Annotated in this window: 6 protein-coding genes and 2 pseudogenes; 3 read left to right on the top strand and 5 right to left on the bottom strand. The window is 51.8% G+C overall.

The features are described from left to right. Positions 1-670: 670 nt before the first annotated feature. From NK214_RS18555 to NK214_RS25180, 5 genes and pseudogenes are all read right to left on the bottom strand, one after another. Positions 671-1573: a LysR family transcriptional regulator gene (locus NK214_RS18555; protein ID WP_253315192.1), complete on the bottom strand. Its 903-nt coding sequence runs from the start codon at positions 1571-1573 to the stop codon at positions 671-673. A 344-nt stretch (positions 1574-1917) separates the two neighbouring features. Continuing rightward, positions 1918-2163, bottom strand: a pseudogene (locus NK214_RS18550) (integrase core domain-containing protein); the annotation flags it as partial. A 7-nt stretch (positions 2164-2170) separates the two neighbouring features. Further along, a pseudogene (locus NK214_RS18545) lies at positions 2171-2464 on the bottom strand (transposase); the annotation flags it as partial. Positions 2465-2500: 36 nt separating this feature from the next. Next, positions 2501-3639 (bottom strand): IS3 family transposase gene (locus tag NK214_RS18540; RefSeq protein WP_253315191.1). Its coding sequence is split into 2 segments (ribosomal slippage): positions 2501-3387 and positions 3387-3639, totalling 1140 coding nucleotides; the frame shifts between segments, so codons are not numbered across the junction. Positions 3640-3710: 71 nt separating this feature from the next. After that, positions 3711-3776 carry a transposase gene (locus tag NK214_RS25180; RefSeq protein ID WP_371926298.1) on the bottom strand — a complete coding sequence of 22 codons (66 nt, stop codon included), beginning with the start codon at positions 3774-3776 and terminating at the stop codon, positions 3711-3713. Positions 3777-4497: 721 nt separating this feature from the next. On the opposite strand from NK214_RS25180, the gene NK214_RS18535 reads away from it, so the two are divergent. The 3 genes from NK214_RS18535 (at position 4498) to NK214_RS18525 (ending at position 21955) form a co-directional block, all read left to right on the top strand. Beyond that, positions 4498-7200, top strand: coding sequence for a hypothetical protein (locus NK214_RS18535; RefSeq protein ID WP_253315190.1), 2703 nt, complete (start codon positions 4498-4500; stop codon positions 7198-7200). A gap of 489 nt (positions 7201-7689) precedes the next feature. Beyond that, on the top strand, positions 7690-10971 hold the full coding sequence (locus NK214_RS18530; RefSeq protein ID WP_253315189.1) for a hypothetical protein: 3282 nt from the start codon (positions 7690-7692) through the stop codon (positions 10969-10971). A gap of 175 nt (positions 10972-11146) precedes the next feature. Next, complete coding sequence (locus NK214_RS18525; RefSeq protein ID WP_253315188.1) at positions 11147-21955, top strand: Tc toxin subunit A; 10809 nt, start codon at positions 11147-11149, stop codon at positions 21953-21955. Positions 21956-21967 lie beyond the last annotated feature (12 nt).

Below are 21967 nucleotides of genomic sequence, written 5' to 3'. Positions count from 1 at the left end.
ACGGGTTTGGGTCATGAACACTCCTTGGTGGAGATTATCCACCTTAAGTTAGTGTCCACTGAGCCCGGGACAGACCACAATCTCGAAGTGCCGTATGACTGAGGCGTAGCTACGATGTGTGTTTTACCTAATAGGTGCATGAAGATAACTAGCAACTACCGAGGATTTATCGAAAGCAGGGATGCCTACAGAAGCCGGAGCAGTCCACAGCAGAATTAGACTTGTCGGTGGCAAGACTTCTTTGGCATATATTGCAAGCAGTACTCGTCACCCCCATTTCCCAAATGCCCTTTGTCGCATGGCGTGAGCTTTCCAAATCACCTTGTCGCGCAAATTGCAACCTGGCGTAATAACATCCGCACTCTATTGCCAGCGCTCGCAGAGCCGCTCCACTGCCCATCACCTGTAACATGGGGATGGGTTGACATGACATAGAAATGGCCCCAATGATCTCACTTACATACCCTTTCAGGAGAAAATTAAATATTATTATCTATTGTAGTAAGGTGTGGATGCATAATTTTCAAACTTGAGTATGGCTTCTTTCAGGCGCAAACAACATGGATTGGCTGAGCTGACTGGTATGTGAGGCTTTGATTTTAACTTTCTAAACATTAAATTAATGCATTGGTATGATTTTTAATCAAGCTGGCGTTTGTTATGATAGAAGCTAGTCAAGGTAAGGTTGGAGTAAGTTTTCTGCCCAGTTGATAAAAGCATTTAATCGTGGTGAATGTTGATGTTTCTTTGGATAAACAAACGAAATATTCATGGGTTGTGCTCTCGCATGTGGCATGACTTCAACAAGCTCACCTGTTCGCAATAGATCCTGAACATCAAATTTGGGTATTTGAATAAGGCCAAGACCAGATAAACAACATGCGATGTAGCTTTCCACATTGTTAACAGTTACTTTGCTTGGCATGATAAGAGTATGAGTTTGATCTGATGAAACATATTCCCATGGTAGTTCAACTCCCGTGGAGGGTGATGCATATCCAACCGCAAGGTGATTTTGATGTAATATGTCAGTTGATTTGGGTGTCCCGTATTTATTTAAATACTCGGGACTGCAACAATTAATTAGAAGTAAATGTCCAATTGGTTTGATCTCCAAGTTGCTGTCACATGAGTTCCCGACGCGAATTGCGCAATCAACCCCATCTTGAAGCAGATTAATAAATCGATCGGAAGACCCTAATGAAATGCTCAAATTGGGGTACTGTTCAAATAAAATTGGAAGCGCTGGCGCGATTAATCTTCTGGCTATCCTGCTGGGGGCTTCAATATTAAGGCGCCCAGAGACCTGCTGCTGATTGGTGCGGAATAAGATATTAATTGTCTCTGCATTTTCTAGCAGTGTGCATACATGCTCAAGGAGCATGGCACCATCTGTAGTTATGCTAACTCTTCTTGTGGTGCGATAAAATAGTTTAGTGCCAATGTTTGACTCAAGGCTTTGAATGGCAATAGAAATTGTAGCTCTAGGCATGTTCAATATGTGAGCAGCTTTTGTGAAGCTACTCACCTCTGCAACTTTTGCGAATATTCGGAACTGGTCAAGAGTGTCCATGTGATTTTGGGCGTGATTTAATGTGTTAGTTCGTTAAATGTTTTTATTTAAGAAAGAACTGTCGAATGCAATATGACAACAGTCTGTTGTCTGTATATTCAGACATGGGTTTGATTTTGTCAACAATGAGGTCTTCCCCCATCAGCGATACAAGCAATGAGGAGAGAGGTCCTAAGTTTGCATGGTGGTGGAAAATACCTGAACGAGCATGTCTTTAGACTCTGTGGTGGAGGCCAAGCAGATCATCGCGGCACAGGGATACGATTGCAATCTGGTCCACCCCTAGGCCGAATACCTCCAGCGGAGTTTGCTGCGCGCTATCGATAGAAACAAGCAGTAGCCCATTCATCATGGAACCTGGCATTGAAGCTTTCGACGTAGCCATTCTGCATCGGCCGGCCCGTTTGAATCAAAATGTAACAGATACCAAGGGCTTGCGCTCACCCGGCTGGTGAACTCTGGCCCATAGTCAGTTCTGATTGCTGCAGGATAGTCGCGAAGTTGTGCTGCCTGGTCTAGCATCCCTGCAACGTATTCGAAATCTACCGCTTCTGCACTGCTTCGTGGCTAAAACCATCCGCTACCGTTAGAACCTGTTCAAAGTCTTTTGAGTAAGAGCCCCAAGAAGGCCAGATGGATAAACTGTAAGCTGGTATTGAGTTTCCGCTCGCAGTTCTTCCACAGCCTTCTGCTCTTTTCCAACCAAGCGAAGCTGCGCTCATCAACCCAGCGTTTGGGCATCACCTTGAAGGTATGCAGTTCGCTCCGTTTGGCAATCTGCACCGTCACGTCCGCACCTAAAATCTCGCTCACGCCTTGAGCAAACGGTTTGCCAACATAGCCACTATCCGCCAGCAGGCTCTGAACCCCAATCAATCTGGACTCACATTGCCGTAATGACCTGCCCCCCCGGATTAGGGCCAAGGCCTACTTAGTAAAGTCGGTTAAAAATTCCTGCTTTTGCTCCAGCTCCGCTTGCTCCCCCGTGCGGAAGCCCGCCGTAAATGCGGCTGGCGTTTGATAGTTCAGCGAGCTGTGTGGTCGTGCTTCGTTGTAATCCTTCCGCCACACGGCAAGCTCGGCCCGAACATGCGAGAGACTCATGAACCAGTGCTCATTCAGGCATTCATCGCGTAAGCGCCCGTTGAAACTTTCGATATACGCATTCTGTGTGGGTTTGCCCGGCGGGGTCAGCTTCAGCGTGATTCCTCTGACACTGGCCCATTGATCCAGCGCGTTGCCGGTGAATTCCGGTCCCTGGTCGGTACGGATTGCCGCTGGATAGCCCCGAAATCGAGCGGCCTGTTCCAATACCCGCACGACGTAATGTCCGGAGATTCCGTAATCAGCAACCAGGTCGATACATTCCTTGCTGAAATCATCCGCGATGGTGAGCACTTTGATGCGACGCCCGTTGGCTAGCGCATCGGAGACAAAGTCCATCGACCATACCGCATTCGGTTTCCCAGGGCGCTCCAGCGGCTCTCGCTCAACGGCTACACCATGGCGCCGCCTCCTGTGTTTCACCATCAAACCGGCTTCACGATATAGCCTGTAGACCCGCTTGTGGTTAACTCTGACACCATCTCGGCGCAGGAGAATGTGCAGGCGGCGATACCCAAAGCGGCGTCTCTCGTGGGCCAACTCAATCAGCCGGTCCTTCAAGAGCGTAATGTGGTCCGACGTCTTTGCCTGATAGGCATGGACGCTGCGTGACACCCCCACCAGCCGGCAGGCCCGTCGCTCCGAGATAGAGGTCATCTCGCGCATTCGCTGCACCGCCTCACGCTTCTGTTGCGGGGTTAACGCTTTACGCCGAGGCCCACTTTGAGTGCTTCGGCATCAAGAATCGCCTCGGCCAGTAAGCGCTTCAGTCTGGCGTTCTCAGTCTCGAGCTCCTTCAACCGCTTGGCGTCAGAGACATCCATGCCACCGAACTTGGCTCGCCAGTTGTAGAACGAAGCATCACTAAAGCCATGCTGGCGGCACAATTCCTTCACCGGACCGCCTGCCTCGGCTTGCTTCAAAAATCCAATGATTTGCTCTTCCGTGAAATGCTTCTTCAAGTTCGTTCTCCCTGTGTAAAGCGAACTTTACTAAGTTTCGGGTGGCCCTGTTTAGGGGGAGCAGGTCACACCTATTTGTCGCGCCATTTGTAGAAGGTGGCCTCGGAGAAGCCGCCTTGGCGGCAGACCTCCTTGATGGCTATGTCAAGTTCGACTTACTTGAGGGCGTCGATGATCTGTTTTTCGGTGAGTCTGCGCTGCTTCATATTCATCACTCTTCTTCAGTGATGGACTTTTCTCAAATGTTGATTGGCATGTGCTAAGGGGGTAGATAAGTAATATTCGCCAATTATTAATACAGAATACTACTACTGAAGTTATTTTATTTCAATGCTGATATTTTACCCCGTAGAGTATTGCGTGATTAAGTATATTTACAATTGTTTAGAAAGTGCAAACAAACAATTATTGTATTGATAGACAATAATCATCTTGCAACCGCATCGAACATAATCTAACAATAAATACGCGCCAACTTTGTCATTGATGGTTGTGTTGCATCCGTTTTTGTTAATTCATTAGCGCTACTCTAAGTAGGGTTAAAAAGATCACTCAGAAAATCTGTGCCAAAGTGCGTTGCTGCAGGCAATGCAAACTGTACATTAAGAGCCGCTAAAAAAACCCGCGCAGCGTACCTGAGCCAAGGTGCGCCAACGCAGGCAGTACAAGTCGTACGACAAGGAGGCGCAACGCAAGATCAGGGGTTTTGTTAGCGGCTCTAAGGAGATGCATGCTGGGACAGGAGTGTTTGTTTGCGGGGTCCATACAGTCCACTACCAACAATACCCGCATGCCTCCCCCTGAGTGTTTTTAAAATTGACGTGCCTTGGTTGGTCATTGGCGCGAAGGAGAGTTGTTGTGGAACTAAAATTTAAACTTGAATTTTATGATGATAAGGTTGCAGATTGGTACCATAAGGCCGAACTCACCGAATTTAAAACCGAGTCTGGCGATGGCGCTGATATTACGAAAAAGCTAGTGGTGAGATTTTTAGCGCCTGGAAAAATTGAGATTGGAGATGTTACTGTTTCATTCACTCCCACTTGGCATGATTATTTGGTAAATATCCATTCGGATGATATTGGTGATGGTGTTTTTGATTACAAAATTACGGTGACACCGAAGAGTGCTGGCGATTCATTCGAACACTCCCTTAGCAAAGTCCATATCGGTGTGAATAAATCCTCCGAGAAAGCACCTGTATGGTCTGCGTTCCGCGAATCATTCGTGGCCGCTGCGGATTCAGAACCTTCAGTCGAGGGGCTGCTAGATGTCAAGTGTGATGACGCCCCTGCGGGACTAGAAACAGCCGAACTAGAATTGCGTTGGGTTCGCGGCAGCAAATCTGAGCCTCTGTCGCTGGAGTTTGGCAAGTCGAAGTCATTTTCTCTCCCAGCTGGGACCTATCAAATATATGCTGCAAGTGAACTGAAAACAAAAGATGGTACGCTACGCGCTCCAGCAATATTAAGCTCGAAGGAAATAATTATAACGAAAGGGCAGTCCACTGAGTTTCATATTAAATTTGGCTCGCTCGAGCACAGCTCTACGATCGACGTCCTCTTGGATCTTAGCGATTATCCTGAATTGCATGGCGAAGAAGTCATGATTTCCTTCAAGCTCAAGGGCGATGCGGGGAGTCAAAAATATTTCACCTTACTTTCTGGGAAGAAGTTGCATTTCGAAAAACTTCCAGTTGAAGGCGAATTTATTATTCATGCGGTTGATATTCGGCTGAATAATAAATACTACAAGTTCAAGGATGAAGCGGTAAGGCTAGATGGTCGCTATCACCAAGTTACGTTCAACAAGGATTTCATTCAGGTGGAGGATGATTCGAAGGCAGACGCCTTGCTCCACATCAATGTTCGGGCCGAGAAATCGGTTAGCAAAACTTTTTCCTTACTCCTTGTTGATAATCATAATGTAGAAGCGCCGCGACAATATCGATTTGGCGACATACTTGCGAAAAGCGGCAGCTATGAGCAGTCTGTTCATCTCGCTGCTGGTAGTTATCAGGTGGAATTTGGCGCATTTGTCCATGAGGGTATTGTTTATCACCTTGATGTCAACCCTAATCCCTTGCGAGTGGGGAGCAGTGAGTCGGTAACGCTGGACATCGCTCTTGTCGAAGGAGCCAATCTATACGTGAAAGGTTTCCCCAAGTTTCTCAGCTTTGGTGGTTGCGCCGATATGGTGCCAAGCGACCTGGACGATTTCGTCGAAGCTCGTGTTTCTTCACTGTTCAAGTATGCCGGTAATGATGGCGCAGGAGATGAGAATGTTTTCTTGGAGCCAGAAAAAGAACCAACATCCAAAGCTATCAAGTTGGCGCGTGAGGTATCTGCGAAACTGAAGGATTCAACACCTGTTCTTCCCGTCATGGTGTCGTATACGTGCAACTTTTCTGGAGGTGATGCCGTAGGTAAGCTAGGAAACGAGAGTGCACATAAATTCAGTTTTGCAAACTTTATTCAGGCATTGAGTATGGCGGAAGACGCGTATCACGAAAAAGACCATCCCGTTCCTGCCGGATTTATTGTTAATCCTGACTTTCTTGGTGAGTGTCAGAAACATGGCTTTTTACCAGAGCAAGAGGTGAAGGTAAGAAAACCACTCGAAGAAGCACTTGCCTATCACAAGAGCCATTCAACGCACAAGGTCAGTAATGCAGACATAGAGGTGCCTGATGACATTACCGATACTCTCAAAGGCTATATCAAGGCTGTAAACTGGTTGGTACGTATTATCGCTCCCCATGTAGTCATCGGTTGGCAAGTCAATTTATGGGGGGTGGCAAGCTCAAGCTGGATTTACGGAGATGCTGAGTACGCAGAAGTCTATGATCCACGGGATGGTGGACTTAAAAAGCACAAGATGACCATTAACCCTCAGTTGGCGGGTGAGTTGATCGCTAAATATGCGCTGTACCTAGGTGTTTTTGAGGATATCAAATTCACACGCAAAAACGGTTTACATGAAGTAGTCAAAGGCGCGGACTTTATGGCCGTAGATCGCTACGAAGCAGACGATTTCACAGATCGAGGCTATGGCAATGGTTACTGCTATTCACCTTACGAGTGGGGTCGACTGTTCGAGTTTTGTGCCAGCCTAAGCCGCCACTTGCGTAAACCAGTCATGCCCTGGCAGATTCCAGCAAGCCACCTCGCAACGAAGCTGGATAACGTTGCCCGTTTCAGCAATGTGCCTAGTGAACCATTTGAAAAACAACATTGGGGAAGTGGGGGTAGTTATCTGATGGGGCATCCGGAGATCGGTGCAGATGCCAATAAGATACATGATACGCTGCTTGCTGTGAAATTCACTGCGCACCCCGAAATGGGAGAAGATGCGAAGGCCTTGTTCTCACGTCATAAGTGGGATCTGTCTAAGCCAAAATATTTGGATTTTCCCACATACGGTATTTTCCACGTGCAATTAGGGGGGGGGATGACCACTGGAGTCGTTAGCACTATTGGTGATCCTAGCGATTGGATGCGCAAACGTCTCCATGACTATCGCGATAAGCCGGTGATGTTCGAACCTGAGAAGCGAGCATAACGAAATTCTTAAGCTTTCTTCAGTAACAAGCTAACAGTGTGGTTTTACGATTATTAGAAAAGTGGTAACAATATGAAGCTGAACTTAGCCGCTGAGTACGAAAAGGGAGTAAATCGCCAGTTGATGTAGTGGCAACGGTTTGAATTGATTGGTAGTAAATTTTTCTCCTCGACACGATGCGGGCACACTGGGTTGCTGCCGGTGCGCCCACATCATGCTTGTTTTCGAGCGTCGTCGGAGCGGAATATGACAAACCGCCTGTTGACTACGCCGAGGGCTGAGGAATTCTAAGCGAACGATATTGGTTATGCGCAGCTAATGCTCCGTTTTACAAAGCTTGTGTTGTTTTGAGAGTGAAGCAGACTGAGGTGAGTCTGCCTAAAATACTTAGAGTGCTTTTTGCCGTAGGAGACGAAATGATTGACAAACCGAATCAATTTTTGCCGAGTTGATGGCATCTCTGAAGTATATTTTGCTATGGAGAGATGTATGAATATGCAAATGCTTCGATGGATTTTTTGGTTATTGATCGCAATTGCTTTTTCCATTCCAAGTTATTCATTTGCTTTCAATGATGGTTCGGAGCTTTACCTTAGCTCTCGCTCTGAATTGGCTTTTAATAATTGTCGGACCGCTCAATCTTTATGCCAGTTCGAAGCTGGGCAGAAAATACGGTTAGAGCTCGAATATCGCCCGGATTGCCAAGGGAGCCAACCTGGAAGCATGAATTTATACTTGGATCGTGGAAGTGGGTATGAGGAGGTGTCTCGGCTTTGGGGTGGTTTGGTGCCTAGTAATTTTGGTTTTCTTGCAGGGTATGTGACTACTTTGCTTAAAGCTGCAGTAAAGCCTGAAGCAATTGATTATTTTAAAACATTGCACCCATTCTCTATCTCAAAAGAGGGTGATGATTCTGTCAGAATTAAATTTATCGAGCCAGGGAAGTATATGGTAGAGCTTATAACAAATCGAGAAGAAGGCTTTCCAGGTTGGACGTGTCCGTCTTTTGTGAATAAGTACTATTTCGAGATTAAAAAACCATCTCATTCGGCTCTTAGATTGATTGTCGCGCAACCTAATGCAGTATTTCCACTGACTAGTGAGAAAGTAAAGGTGGATTATGGCAACAGAGAATGGGTCACGATTACTGTTGATGCGTATGAAAATGATAAGGAATTAAATGCGAGAAATATTGATAGTTGCGAAATAGATGCAAAGACCAACTCTGAAAAAACTAATAAAGAAAAGAAGGGTGAGTATTTTGTGCACTTGTCTGGCAGCAAGACGGCAACCATTCATCCAGAATTCCTCGAGAGGGGGAGGTCTGTCACCTTGAGTGGCACATGCACATACCAGGCTTCAAATGGGTATCGTGAAACGGTCCCTATTGAAAGTCGTACTTTGGAAAGAAAGCAGCCGGATTACGGCTCGCCACGCATGCAATGGGGCGATGACAGTAATGCATCGAAGCAATTTGATTGGGCCGGTGGGGCTGGCGGCGCGGCAAAGAGCCTCAGAATAAAGGTGGTGTCAACACAACCCAATCAAAAAAATTTAAGCTGGGACTATTGCCAGATTACTGGGACAGGAAGCCAGTCGTACTCCTTTTCAGAAAGGATTACCACCGAGACTAAAAATTCTCTTGGCGTGGAGAGATTAGGAAAAGGGCAAACAGCTCCGGGTGGAGCTGGCAAGGAGGGAAATGCCACGTTTTCGGGAACTTGCTACGAGGATGAGGCGCATTGGGATTATTATTCCCAGCCTCTTAATTCGATTACGCTGCAGCGGCTGGCGCCTCGAATCATCACACAAAATTCGGTCAATCAAGGGGACGTGAATGGCGCACTCGCAAACAGCCCTCGTGAAGTTCATCCAGACGGGGTCTTCTCTGTCGACGCAAGGGCCTCGCTTACCAATTTTTATCCTGGTATCAAATTTGTAGTGGCTTTGTCAGACAATTCCCTAGCTGCGATTACAGACTGCGGAAAAATTAGCATGAAAAGTAATAATATTTGCCTTCTGGGAATGCCTGAAGATAAGGTTACCGTACAGGCCGCCTCGAAAGACAAGATCAAAGTAAAAAAACAACTGACGGTTAAGATGAACGTGGAAAGCCAGGATCTTAACGATGTCAGCGATGTCTTCACGTTTGCTTCGACGCAAATCGAAATCGTGCCGCAAATCACCGTTCGAGGTCGCTCCACTGTCCTTGATGTCAAGATGGGAGATCATTCGGTAAATGCCCAAAATATTGTGTTGCACCAGGGGCGTGAGTTGGAGGTTACGCTGTCGAATTACCGATTGATTGGCGACATGCCGGGGGGGGGAGAAAACGGGCAGACGAGCGGTGAACTGAAGGCGTTGACGCTGGCTTTGCCCCCAGAACTGGATAAAACCGCCAGACCAAAATGGGCGATTGCAGCCACGGCATTAACTGACGCTGATGCCGCGTGGACAGGGCACGATACGGCAACGAAGCTGAATTCGCAGGCAGCGAAGTATAGTGAGGATCAGCCCCTCAAGGTGACCGTTCCTATCAAGGTGATTGGAGATGCTGCGAAAAAGGTGAAATTGAAAATTTCGGGCCAATATGGCACGCCCCAGGCGGAGGTACTGAACCCGCTAGGCTCCAATGAAACGATGGTGACGATTGATATTGGCGATAAGTTACTGCCGGCAGATAAGGTATTTTCGATGAACGTCAACCAAACGGAGGCGTTACAGCTTAGTCATAACCCGCCAAATAATCTTAACTATGTCGAAGTTCACTTCAAGGCGGCGAAAGATGTTTCTGGCGTCGATTTACGGGTGGATTTGCCAGAGGGACTCCAGCGCGGTGTCCACGGCGAGTTGCAGCTTCTGAAAAACAATGTGATCTTTAAGAGCGAGAATTGTCCTAATTCTTGCTTGGTCAATGAGTGGAGAAAATCGGGGGCGGTGGTCGGTAGTTTGTCCATGAGCAAGGATGACGCATTTAACCTGAAAATCCCAGTTGAGTTAGCGGCCAGTGCGCCTGATACGCTGCATCCGATAGCCATCACAATTGAGCAGAATGACGAGAGAGTGGATCAGGATACGAAAGAGCGTGTGGTGGAGTGGAAAACGGCTAACTCGATGCTTGAGATGCGCAAGCCAGTGATCGTGAAGTCGCGGGAGCAGGTTGATGTGCATGAGATGGATCCTGCATTACAAGTCGCCGATGAGAATGGGAAAACCTTTAGAGCCGTGGTGGACGTGATGAACGCGGATGCGACGGACAAGGTAATACTGAAAGGTGGAAACCGGGAGTGGGAGATGAACGCGGTAGCTGTCGATCATGCTTCTTCTAATCAGAAGCGCTATGAAGCAACAGATGTACCGATGTTGAAGAAACTTTCGGATACGCTGACGGTCGTCGTGAAGCCGGGCAACGGCGATCCAGTGTTAAAGCGGGTGGTTACGGAAGCGGATGTGAATCGTGCGTTAACGTGCAGGACTGCGGAGAGTGATTGTACGTTGATATGGCGAGGTGCAAGGGTGCCTTATTTTCACTCGGCTAAAGATAATGCGCTGGAATTTAATCTATCCAACCTAGGAAAAGAAACATGGTTTGACAAACTGTATCAGCTCTCTGTAAGGGCTGATCCATGGGCTCCCGTGTCTTTGTTCTTACCCAAAAAATATACGCTACCGTTGCTGGATGAGGATTCTGGGAAAAAAACGCAGAGTTTTATGTTGGATGGGACGCTTCCACAGGAAGGTGATTTCCACTTTGATTATGTGCATGAATAATGTGAGTTAGGACGTGTCGGAATCTGTTGCAAGGAAAGATTGGTATGGACAATTTGGTGAGTAGTTGCCGCGGCGACTTCTCGGCGTGATTGTCTAGAGACAGTATTTGAAGAGGGCCGAGGTGAGGATCTCTCTCCCCCGGATTTCGATTGGGTATTGAGTTAGGAGACTGACGATGGGCGCCGCTTTCGATATGGATACATTACTCCCCTTTCCTGCCGATGTTGCTGCAGTATTGCGGAGCCTGGGTTTCGAGTCGGTATATGACATCAATATGATGGAAGCCGACCGCTTCCGGCTGGATTTTGATGTGCGCCTGAATGGCTGCGCGGCGGCTATTTATACTTATGCCCAAAGACAGGTTGCATTGTTGGACAACCAGTTCCGCCAGAATCTGATTCCGTTGATGGGTTCGAGCGCTAACGATGTGCTTTCTTATTCCTCCGGGCAGGTCGAGCAACTGCAGCAGAATGCGGTACCGCGAGTGGCGCGTTATCACGAACCGCTCTACCAGCAATTGTTTGATGACAAGGAAGAACGCTGCGTGGAACCTGGAGCGTTGCAGTCGCTCGATTCGCCGGTGTGCTACCTCGTGTATCTGGTGACATTATTGCGGGGGGTAAGCGGCGGGGAAGCATTACGGCGGTTGGTAGCGCAACGGCCCGATCTGACGCAATTGTTGTTGGACGAGAGTGCGTTCAAAAGCACGCTGGCCAGTAGCGAACTGACGGGCGAAATTCTGATTGATACCCTGGACGCTATTCTCGCGGCATTGCCTCAATCTCGATATCACAGGGCGGGAGGGCACGTAGGGGCTGGCGAAGCGGTATACCGCTATCTGGCAACGCAGGCACGTTATCCGCTGACGATGCCATTTGACGAGGCGATGCGCCGTATCGAGCTGGTGCTTGCGCCCTCCGGGCATGTACTGGGCGATGTGATCAGTCAACTGGGGGTGGGTTATCGGCAAGCAAACCCAGTCGAGCTTTCGCTGGACGCCCGGCGCAGGGCCGAGGAGGTTTACAGTGGGCTGAGTCCCGAGCAGATTTCCATTATTACGGGGCCAGCGCCAGATAGTGCTGTGCCCTTTAACGTGGTGATCGATGAAAACGGCCGGTTCGAGGAAAGCATTACGCCGTCGTTGATTCTAGACGGGCTGTGGCCAACCTTACGCGTTAATAGCGTGAGTCTCGAGGCTCAGGTAAGCCAACCATTTGTATGTGCATCGAAAGACGGCTCTACAACGACGGTGACACTTAGATGGTCGAGCAATCAGGCGGACGGTGTTCGCCTTGACAAGCCTGAATTTGCTCAGACGGTCGATAACCGCAAAGTGTATTGGGGAACCAGCACGTGGTATGCACGGCACGATGGACTCACAGCTGACCAGGTCGCTATTACGATTGGCGTACTGGTGATAGGCAGTCAGGCTGAAGCGAGCGTTCGCAACGGTGCACTCTCATCCAGTCGAATGGCACTGGAGGCCGATTTTGGCGTCGATGTGAGTCAAGCCACGGCGGTGCCGATGCGCGTGCCGGTGCCGATGCTATGCCAGGCAGCGCAAATATCGCGGGAGGAGCTGGAGGCGTTTTACGCCATCGGTAACGACAGGCCATCGGTATCCGTCCACGTTCCTTGGAAACTCCCTGATCGAGAGGCCCTGCCAGGACTCTACGGCGCCAGCTTTTTGTGGGGCGGCCAGGCAATTTATGACCGTGCATACCGTCCCGGCACTATCGATGCCGATCAATTAATTTGTACTCCATTTCAACTGGATAACCTGCAACGTCTGATCAGGCTTAAGAATCACCTGAACCTGCCGGCGGGACAACTGGATATGCTGCTGAACGCGGCGTTGCATGCCGAACATGTCAAGGATGTCGGAACGTTGCCGGTGTGGTCACTGAGTTCAAGCACGTTGCGTGCGTTGGGCATGTTCTTGCGCTGGCGAGACGCCTATGGCCTGGACGCCGAGGGTGGCGCCGCGCTGCTATTTGAAATTTCTCCTTATGCGCGTGTCGGGCAGGCGTCATTGCTCGACAGGCTGTTACGGGAGGACGAGGCCTGGGAGTTAAACGACAAGGTGTTGAGCGATGGTGACAAGGCGATGCTGGCCCGCGCATTCCGGATACCGGGCAATAAGCTTGAGGACCTGGTCAAGCTGCTGAAGGCCGCAAAAAATGGGGCAGAGGTGATCCGCTCGCTGTCCATGTTGTCCGCGCTCTATCGGCCGGTCCTTGTCGCGCAATTACTAGGGATCACGGTGGACGATTTGCTGGCGTTGTTGCAACTGCTCGGCGGGGAGGCAGTGACATCGACCAGTCATACTCTGTTGGCGCTGCTGTTTACGCCAAGTATTCAGAAGGAACACTACGATACCCTGGATCTGCTGCTAACCCTGGATCAATGTGTGCAGTGGTGCCAACAGAGCCACTGTGCGTTGAGCGAGTGGGTGGCGGTGGCCCGTCCGGCCGATCAGGGTGTTGACCGCGATAAGAAGTTGCGTGAGGCGTTGAAGGGGGCAGTGGAGCCATATGACATCAAACAGGTGCTATTGCGGGCAGGTCAGGAGGGTGACGGGAGTGGCAATAATCTCGGCGAATCGGACAGGAATAATGACCAGCTTCTCGATGGGATTATTACGACGTTTAAGCTGGAGTCATTGGTTCCGGCAAAGCATGCCAGTCCCCGCGCGGATAACAAGATATCGGAATTTTTGGATTTGAATCCTGCGGTGGCTTCGCATCTTCAAGTCCGCTTCCAGGCGGCCGCTTCGGCGGTGGCGAGCCAGACTGGATTGTCGCAGGGAGCGGCCGCAATCCTGACCAGTCATCACGCCGATTTGCTGGACCAGGCGCTGAAGGACGACACAATATCGTTGACCCCGTTGTTTATCAGTGCAGCTGTCGTTGGTCGCAATACTCTGGATGAGATGCAGTTGCTGCCGCTGACTGTCGGGGTTGAGGGACTGGGTTTCGAGGCGGGCCATGCCCTGGCGGACTGGCAGCGGTTACTTGTGTTGTGCGATTACGCACAACTCGCGCAGGCGGATCCAAGGCTTTCGCCGCTAGCCTTGTGGACCTCTGGGAAGTATGTCACCGCTGATGTGTGCGAGCGGGTCGGTGCGGTGATTGGCGATACTTCCCTGGCCCGGGCACTGATTGTGAGCGGGTCGGAATCGGTCATTACCAAGGTTGCCCGCGTGCAACGTATGTTGGGTGTGAGCGAGTGGACCGGCTGGTCGGTGGCTGATCTGAATGCGTGGCTGTCGGGACAAGCGTTGCAATGGGACCGGCGGTGGCAATTGAGTCTGAATTGCGGCCCGCAGTCCGGGCCGGCGGCGGCGGAGCTGGATGCCCGCTTCAGCGAAATCAGGGCCGCTGCGTTGCTGGCGTTTTACAAGGCGATTTGTCGCCGCTTCACGATCCAGTACCGGCAACTGGGGTGGAGCCTGGCCTATCGGGAAAAACAGCCGGAAACGGTCGATGTGGCCAGTACCCTGTTGATCGATCCGGAGATGACGGCGAAAGTGCCGACCACGAGAGTGGCGGAAGCGATCGCAAGTTTTCAGACGTTCATCCAGCGGATTGCAGAGGGTGCCGAAACGGGATTGGCATTGACGCCTGCGGAGCTTGAGCGCTGGCAGACCAACGATAGCCGTTATGCGATCTGGGCGGCCAATGTCCAGTTGCGCTGGCACCCGGAGCAGTATGTGAATCCCGCCGCGCGGATGAACAAAACGGACTTGTTCCGGCAGTTCGAGACACGTCTCGCGCAATCGCATTTGGACCGGGACGCGGTTGAGGGGGCGCTGAGAGAATATCTGAATGGCTTCGAAAAGATCGTCAATTTGGATGTGATCGGCGGTTACCAGGATGGCCTGGATCAAGCCAGCAGCACGATGTATTTCCTGGGACGCAGCAAAAACGCACCTTATGAGTATTACAGTCGAAGTTGGGGAATCGACGGGGCGGGCATGCGCGTCTGGAGCGAGTGGAGCCGAATCGATTTGCCCAGTCTGACCAATGCTACTCCTGATGCCGACAGCGGGGCCGGGGGGGCGGAGGCAGCCTGGACGAAGCGGTTTGGCGATCTGCCCGCATGGCAAGCTGTCGGTGACGGGAAGCTGTGGTTACCCGTGCAAGCGCGGCTGGTGGTTACGAGCGGTCGCCTGTATTTCGTTTGGATCGAGTCGAGAGAGGTGAATGGCCATTCGCAGACCAGTATGTCGGAGAATATGAAGGCGACGACTTCGGTCAAGGCGTATCAGTATGTGGTGAGCGTGATGTATCGGCGCCTGGGAGGGGGCTGGAGTGCACCGGTCGAAGTATATAAAAGCATTCCGACCTTGAAACCGGATGCCTCTCCCCCTCATCTGGCGGCGTTTTCTATTCTCGAAAATGCGGCGGTGTTTCCGGAAGAAGTATTGAACCACCCAGCACCGACGGGGGACCTGCTGTTCATCGGGTTGCTCGGCGAACCATTTTCGTTGCCGCGCACGGAAGATTCTAAACCAGATCCGCAGGTAGTGGCGTGGCAGGAGGCCGGATATAACATCAGCTTTCCAGCAGGCAAGCCGGCGAGTGTCCCGGAGCCGGTCGCCGAGAAAGTTAGTGGTGCGACCTACTTGTTGCTGGATTCCTTCCTGAGTGAGGTGACCCGGAATACGCTGTGGGGCGAGGCGGACTCCGCGAACCGACCAGGGGTGGCGAAATGGGGGGGCGATCACGTTCTCGGGCGCACGATCCAGGGGTTGATCCTCAATTCATATCGCTGGATTGTGCGAGGCAAAACAGAGGATCCGGCGAATCCCGATGAATACTTCTATTCGACCGGGGTGGCGACGCCCTGCGTGCCCAAATCGTGGCTGCTGGAGCGGCGTTACATGCAAAACCTTGGATCGTTGGTATTCGGTCCAGAGATGACGGTAACGCTAGACGTTGACGGTGCGGGCCAAACCGGCCGGGGTTCCTATGAAGTGATTTCGAAGGTGGCAGTATCGGCAACAATGTTGGCCAAGGTCCCATCGGACCGGAAGCTGGTTCATTTTCTGGAAATCAATGGCAATAGCCGCTATGCGGCAGTGAGTTCCGGCGACGATCGCCTGTCCATGTTCCTGGCCTTCGACAACGGCCTGTCGCCTTGCGTCTCGAGTATCAAGCATGGTTTGGTGCTGGTTGCTAAGGCGGCTAGCAACGTGGTGCTCACAGATGGCGTGGACGATGCATTGATCGAAACCGGTGTGTTGACGGTCGCGCGTGGCGAACTCCAGACAATGACGGCCGATATTCGCGAAAACCGGTTGGGCGTGCAATTTCTACTGACCCGAAAACCCGGTGCCCAGCACGTAGAGCCGTTGGAGTCCGATACCCCGGCGTCCGTGATTGGGATCAATGTCGCGCCGCAGGGCGTGGAAACTCGGTTGCTCACGGGGGGCAAGTTCAAGCTCCTGACAAATGTGTCGGATGCGAATTTCGGTCCGGCTCTGCAGGAAGAAAAAGACTGGATGGCGGCCACGTACTGTGACGGCATAGACGGCCAGCGGTTTTCACCGTGGGCCTATAACCTCACGCCAAAAGCAATCAAGGCGGGCGTACACCTTGCGACCAAGTGCACGAAGAAAGAGATCGCGGAGTTGAAATTGGGCGCGGGGCAAACTTTATATGCGAGCGATGCTACTACCCAAGTCCATAACGTAAAAGAAATTTCAGGCGACGCTGACACCGTCTACTTGGTTCAAGCCGTTGATCTGAGCAACTTGACGCGGGCGTCTTCGGAGCCTGAATACAAGAGTATCCCGCAGCCGACGGGAACGGGCGGGACCTTGTCGCCGATGCGCTTCGAGTTCCATGCGTTGTCGGAAGGCGAAAGCGGCCAACCATTTACCGTGCCTGGGGTCGGGCTCGCTATCTTGTCAAAATCGATGCTGAGCCGGTATCTGGCGAATTTGAAAGCGCAGACCCCTTTCGTGAAGGAGGATTGGGGCTGGCTGCCGGCGGAGTTCAGTCAGGATGTGACTCCGGCATTGCTGAATCGTAGTTTCAATCTGGCCTCCGCCGACGAAATGTACTTTGCTGTCAAGATCGATCAAGCGAAGATCAAGGGTGCACTCGACAGCAATACCAAACGATGGGTGGGTTGCAGTGTGTCGGTGTTGTCGATGTTGTCACCCGGCGATGGCTATGTACTGGGTTTGAAGTCTGGGGGGGCGGCGGAGAAGTTTTCGCTGACATCAGGCTCAGACGGATCGTCTTTGTCAACGGCCGGGTTTCATTGGGAAAATAACCGTATTTATCTGGATGCGCCAGATGATCAGGCATTGGATAAATTCCTGAAGGAATATTCTCACTTTTTCATCGTGCTGCCGTGGATTGCCAATGATTTCAAGACTGCCGCGGATACTGGCCTGTTGTTCACTCTGGCCAACGTATATACCAAGGTGGTGGTTGGCAAGATCAGTTGTAACGTCGCGCCGCTGGCCCGTAGTGTCGTGACTTCCTCATGTTCGCCGGCCGTCGTTCGGGTGGGAGAAAGCGCTCGGTTGAAGGTTACTGTGGATCTGAGCGCCGAGCCTGAGCTGAGTGACGCGGCGCATTTGACTATCGCATTGGGGAATGCATTTCAGGTTGGATCGCCGGCGGTGGTGCCGGCCGGAACCGTACTGCCGGCGGCGGGTGCCATCGGCGGTAACGTTACACTGAGCCATTTGCGCGATAAGGCCCGGGTGCTGGATTTCAACATTCCGGTTCAGGTGCGCAGTGTGCCACCTAGGAGCGCAGCCCTGCTGGCCACTGTGACGGTAGAAGATCGTCAATCGGCGCAGCGCATGACCATTGACACGCCCCAGGTATTGCCTGCGCAAGGTATGGAATGGCAGTGGCGCTTCGGGGCGAGCTTGGATCACCTCACCAACGTCGATTTCCAGCAAGCCATTAGCACTAACGATTTGCAGTCGACGTTCCTGTTGGCTGCATTCAATGTATGTCTGGGCAGCTCGGCGTACCAGCGAGGGAACAAAATCACCTTGACCCTGGTTTTACCAGACGGGTTGCTGGCCAATACGACGCAGTGGGGCGAGGTTAAGTCAAAGTTTCCGGATATCGTCAAGTTGACGAATGATTGGGACAAGTTGAATGACGGTAAGCTAGTCGTAGTCAAAGACCTGATGCTGACGGAGTCTTTTCAGACGATCCTGGTGCCATTGACGTTGACGCCCGACGCCAAAGCCGCAATTGACAACAAAAAACCGTTATTCTGGAATGCCGTTGAGGCATGGGTGAGTTCGTCGGATAGCAGTCCGACGACACTGGAGAGCGCGTTTTTTAAACAACCCAAGGTTGGCCTCAAGGCTAATTTGAGCGCTGTTTGCAATCTGCCAGACCTGAAAAACGTACCGTTAGGCCAAGCTTTTACTGATGACTTAAGGATTCTGGTGGGTGATGCCGACACGAAGATCAAAGAAGTCACATTCGAATTTCCCAAGAGCTGCCAGTCCATATTTCAATCAGCCACATTGATTGATCCAAATGGGAACACCACTGCCTTAAGCGGTCAGTTGGAGAAATACCAATTTCTGACCTTTGATTTGAGTGGAATCAATTTGCTGGCGTCCCAACTCTACACCTTGCAGGTGCCACTGCTGGCTCAGCCGCTCGAGGCCAGTGCCAGTGTTCAACGGAAAAACAAGGATAACAGAACTCAGTTTTCCGTAACGTTCAGTGGCGAGTCTGCGCCCGTTATCGTCAAGCTGGACAGCATTCTCGAGGTTCAGCCCATTGTAGAAACGAGCATCGTTGTACAAAACGCCGATGGCACCCCGCTTGACGGAAGACAGCTCTCAGTCGGTTCAACGTACCGTTACCGGATCGACGTCCGTATGAGCGAGGAGGATCTGCGAAAACAGGTGGGACAAAGCGTGGACCTTACCCTTGTTCCGCTGGCAGGGTTGGTGATGACAATTAGCGTGTCGCCGACGCTGAAGATAATGACAACCCCAAAGCCAATCACTACCACTTTGCCGACTTTGACGCAAAGCGCATTCGACGCGATCAAAGCAAGATATCCGTCCGTCAAGGGGTACCCGCCGTTTGGAACAATGGCAAGCAAGGGTTTCTATGTGAACGACGTCGGGCAGCAATGCATCATCTTTACCTTGGTGCAAGCTGGCGGCCTCAATGGGACGGTGGAGCTGCCGTTCGACGTTGTGGCAGAGGGGGATTGCTGGGCGGCGGTGTCGGTAAAACCTCCAGCGCCTGGTCTGACAAGCGACGTAGCGAGTTATCACTGGCTGAGCCTGGCGCCGGCGACCCGATATTCGGCGCCCCTGCTATCCTTCGACAGCGCGAGACTGCCGTTTAGCGATCTACGTTTCTCGCACAACGAACTAGGCAACGCGTTTTCGGATCCGCTGCCGCTGCCGCGGCCGATTCCGATGGGGGACGGCAAGCCTGCCCGCCGGCCATTGGACACTCTGATTCGGCTCAACACCCAGTTTGGGAAGGACTTGGCGCGCATCGCGCAACGCGATGGCGAAGCGGTGTTTGAATCGGCCACGCAGGAACACCGTCAAGCGCCACTCGAAAGCAACGGCGAGCCTGAGCTGCTTGAAAAGGACAGCGCAAACCTGTTGTACTTTTGGGAGCTGTTTTTCCATGCCCCCTTCCTGATCGCCTATCGCCTGAATCTGGAAGGGCGTTATGAAGAAGCGCAGAACTGGCTGCGGCGGTTGTTCGAGCCTTTCCCGGTGAGCCGCGGTGTCACGAAGCCAACCGATTATTGGCGTTGCCGGCTGCTAACGGCGCAATTCCGTTTCGTACCGCTTGCCGAGACATCCGGTCCGGTGGACCCCGATGCGGTCGCTAGCTATCAACCGGTGTATTACCGCAAAGCATTGTTCTTTGCCTATGTGAAAAACCTGATCGACAAGGGCGACAGCTATTTCAGGGAGCTCACGCGAGATGGTGTGAACGAAGCCAGGCAATGCTACCTGCTGGCGATGAGCCTGATGGGCGAACCTCAACTGGTGAGCGACGCACGGATGTGGCAGCCCTGCACGCTGGACGAGGCAAGTAAAAGGTACGGGCGAGGCACTGCCGACCAGCCGTGGCAACTGTTTTACATTCCGCGCAGCCATCTATCTCAGCAGCTTTGGGAAAAATTGACGACGCGTCTGTACAACTTGCGTAACGGCTTGACGTTGGATGGCAAGCCGCTGTCCTTGCCGCTGTACGACCAGCCGTTGAATCCGTCGGAGTTGCTGGCCGCGCGTAGCGCAACGGCAGGAGGCGGCGCTGCGGCGTTGCGAGGCAAGGTCAACGTGCCGCCGTTCCGCTATGGAGTGATGTATGCGCATGCCTCAAGCGCTGTCGACACGCTGGTGCAGTTCGGCACGACACTGCTGACGGTGATCGATAGGCAGCAGGATCTCCAGTTACAGAGCTTACTGTTGCGCCAGCAGCAGGAAATCACCCAGTTTCTGGTCGATATTCAGGCCGATACCGTGCGCTTGAGTGCGGCGAACCGTAAAGCGATGCAGGCTGCGCATGATGCCGCAGAGACGCGTGCGGAGAAGTTGAAAGCGTTAATCGAAACGGATGTGTCCAGTGATGAAATGCATGCGTTGCAGTTGCGCAGCAATGCCCAAATCGTCAGTGCGACGAGCAGTTCTTTACGGGCCGTGGCGTCGGGGCTGGACGTGGTTCCGAGAATTTTCGGGTTTTCCAATGGCGGAGGGAGGATAGGGGCCATTCCCGATGCGCTAGCGCAGGGATTGCTGGTAGCTGGCGACATTCTATTGTCTGACGCCGCGAATGCCGAGATAAGAGAGCAGTATCGCCGACGCAAACAAGAGTGGGAGCTGGCCAAGCAACAGGTTGATGGCGAAATCGATCAGTTGAAATTGCAGCTCGATGCCGACGCGATCCAGGCGCGGATCTATGAAAAACAACTGGCTCAAACGAAGGTGCAATTGCGCCAGTTTAGCGAGCAGGCTGCGTTCATGCGGGCGCGCTTTACGAGTGAAGCGCTTTTTCAATGGATGATCGGGCAGGTTTCAGCACTCTATTATCAGGCTTATGACACGGTGTCGTCTCTTTGCCTGTTGGCACAGGAGGCTTGGCGCTACGAGATGGGCGAGTATGATGGGAGCAGGAATTTCTTCCAGACCGGTGGCTGGAATGATGTGCGCCGTGGCTTGCTTGCGGGCGAGACATTGCGGTTAGGGTTGTTGAGAATGCAGCGCGAGTATCTCAGCCGGGCCGAGCGGCAATTGGAGTTGACGCATACCTTTTCGGTGAAAAATGCGTATGACGGATCGAAAGGGCGCCAGGATGGGGATTGGCGCAAAGAACGCCTTGAGGCGCCATTGAAGGGGTATAAGAAAAGAAAACCAAAAGAAAATCAGGGAGGCATCGAGGTTCAGTGGAATGGTGACGATTTCAAGAATGCGCTGGCTTTGACCATCCCATTCGCGGTCACGGAAGAGGACCTGGCGAAGCGTTACCCGGGACACTACATGCGGCAACTGGTGGCCGTGTCGGTGACTTTACCTGGCTTGGTAGGGCCTTACGAAGACGTGTGTGTAATGCTGGTGCAGAAAAAAAGTCGATTCGCGTTGAAGCCGACCGAGGCAACATTCCAGGCAATGTGTAGCGGTAGCCAAACGGCGCCAGAGATCGTTGAAAATGTGCGCCCAGGTCAGGTGGTCGCGTTGTCTTCAGGTCTGGATGACAGTGGTCTCTTTGTGCTCAATTTTGGTGATGACAGGTTATTGCCTTTTGAAGGCAATGGCGTGGTCGGCGAGTGGGAATTGAAATTTTTCAATCCCTACAACCCGTCGCAATGGCGTTTGCTGGATTCACTTTCCGATGTGATCGTCCGGTTCCATTATCGAGCCAGGGACGGCGGAGAGGCTTATGCGGCCATGGTTTCCAAATACTTGTTGACCAAGGGCGTATTCGGATTTACTGCAACAGAGACGTCGTAATGATCGTACTTC

It is taken from the genome of Chromobacterium sp. S0633, assembly GCF_024158805.1.
GTDB lineage: Bacteria > Pseudomonadota > Gammaproteobacteria > Burkholderiales > Chromobacteriaceae > Chromobacterium.
Note: the sequence above shows the minus strand (reverse complement) of the source record. Positions and strands in the feature narration are given on the sequence as shown.

Excerpts from the sequence above, each read along its gene's own strand:
- NK214_RS18530 (WP_253315189.1), top strand. The coding sequence starts at position 7,690 with ATGAATATGCAAATGCTTCGATGGATTTTTTGGTTATTGATCGCAATT.
- NK214_RS18525 (WP_253315188.1), top strand. The coding sequence starts at position 11,147 with ATGGGCGCCGCTTTCGATATGGATACATTACTCCCCTTTCCTGCCGAT.
- NK214_RS18555 (WP_253315192.1), bottom strand. The coding sequence starts at position 1,573 with ATGGACACTCTTGACCAGTTCCGAATATTCGCAAAAGTTGCAGAGGTG.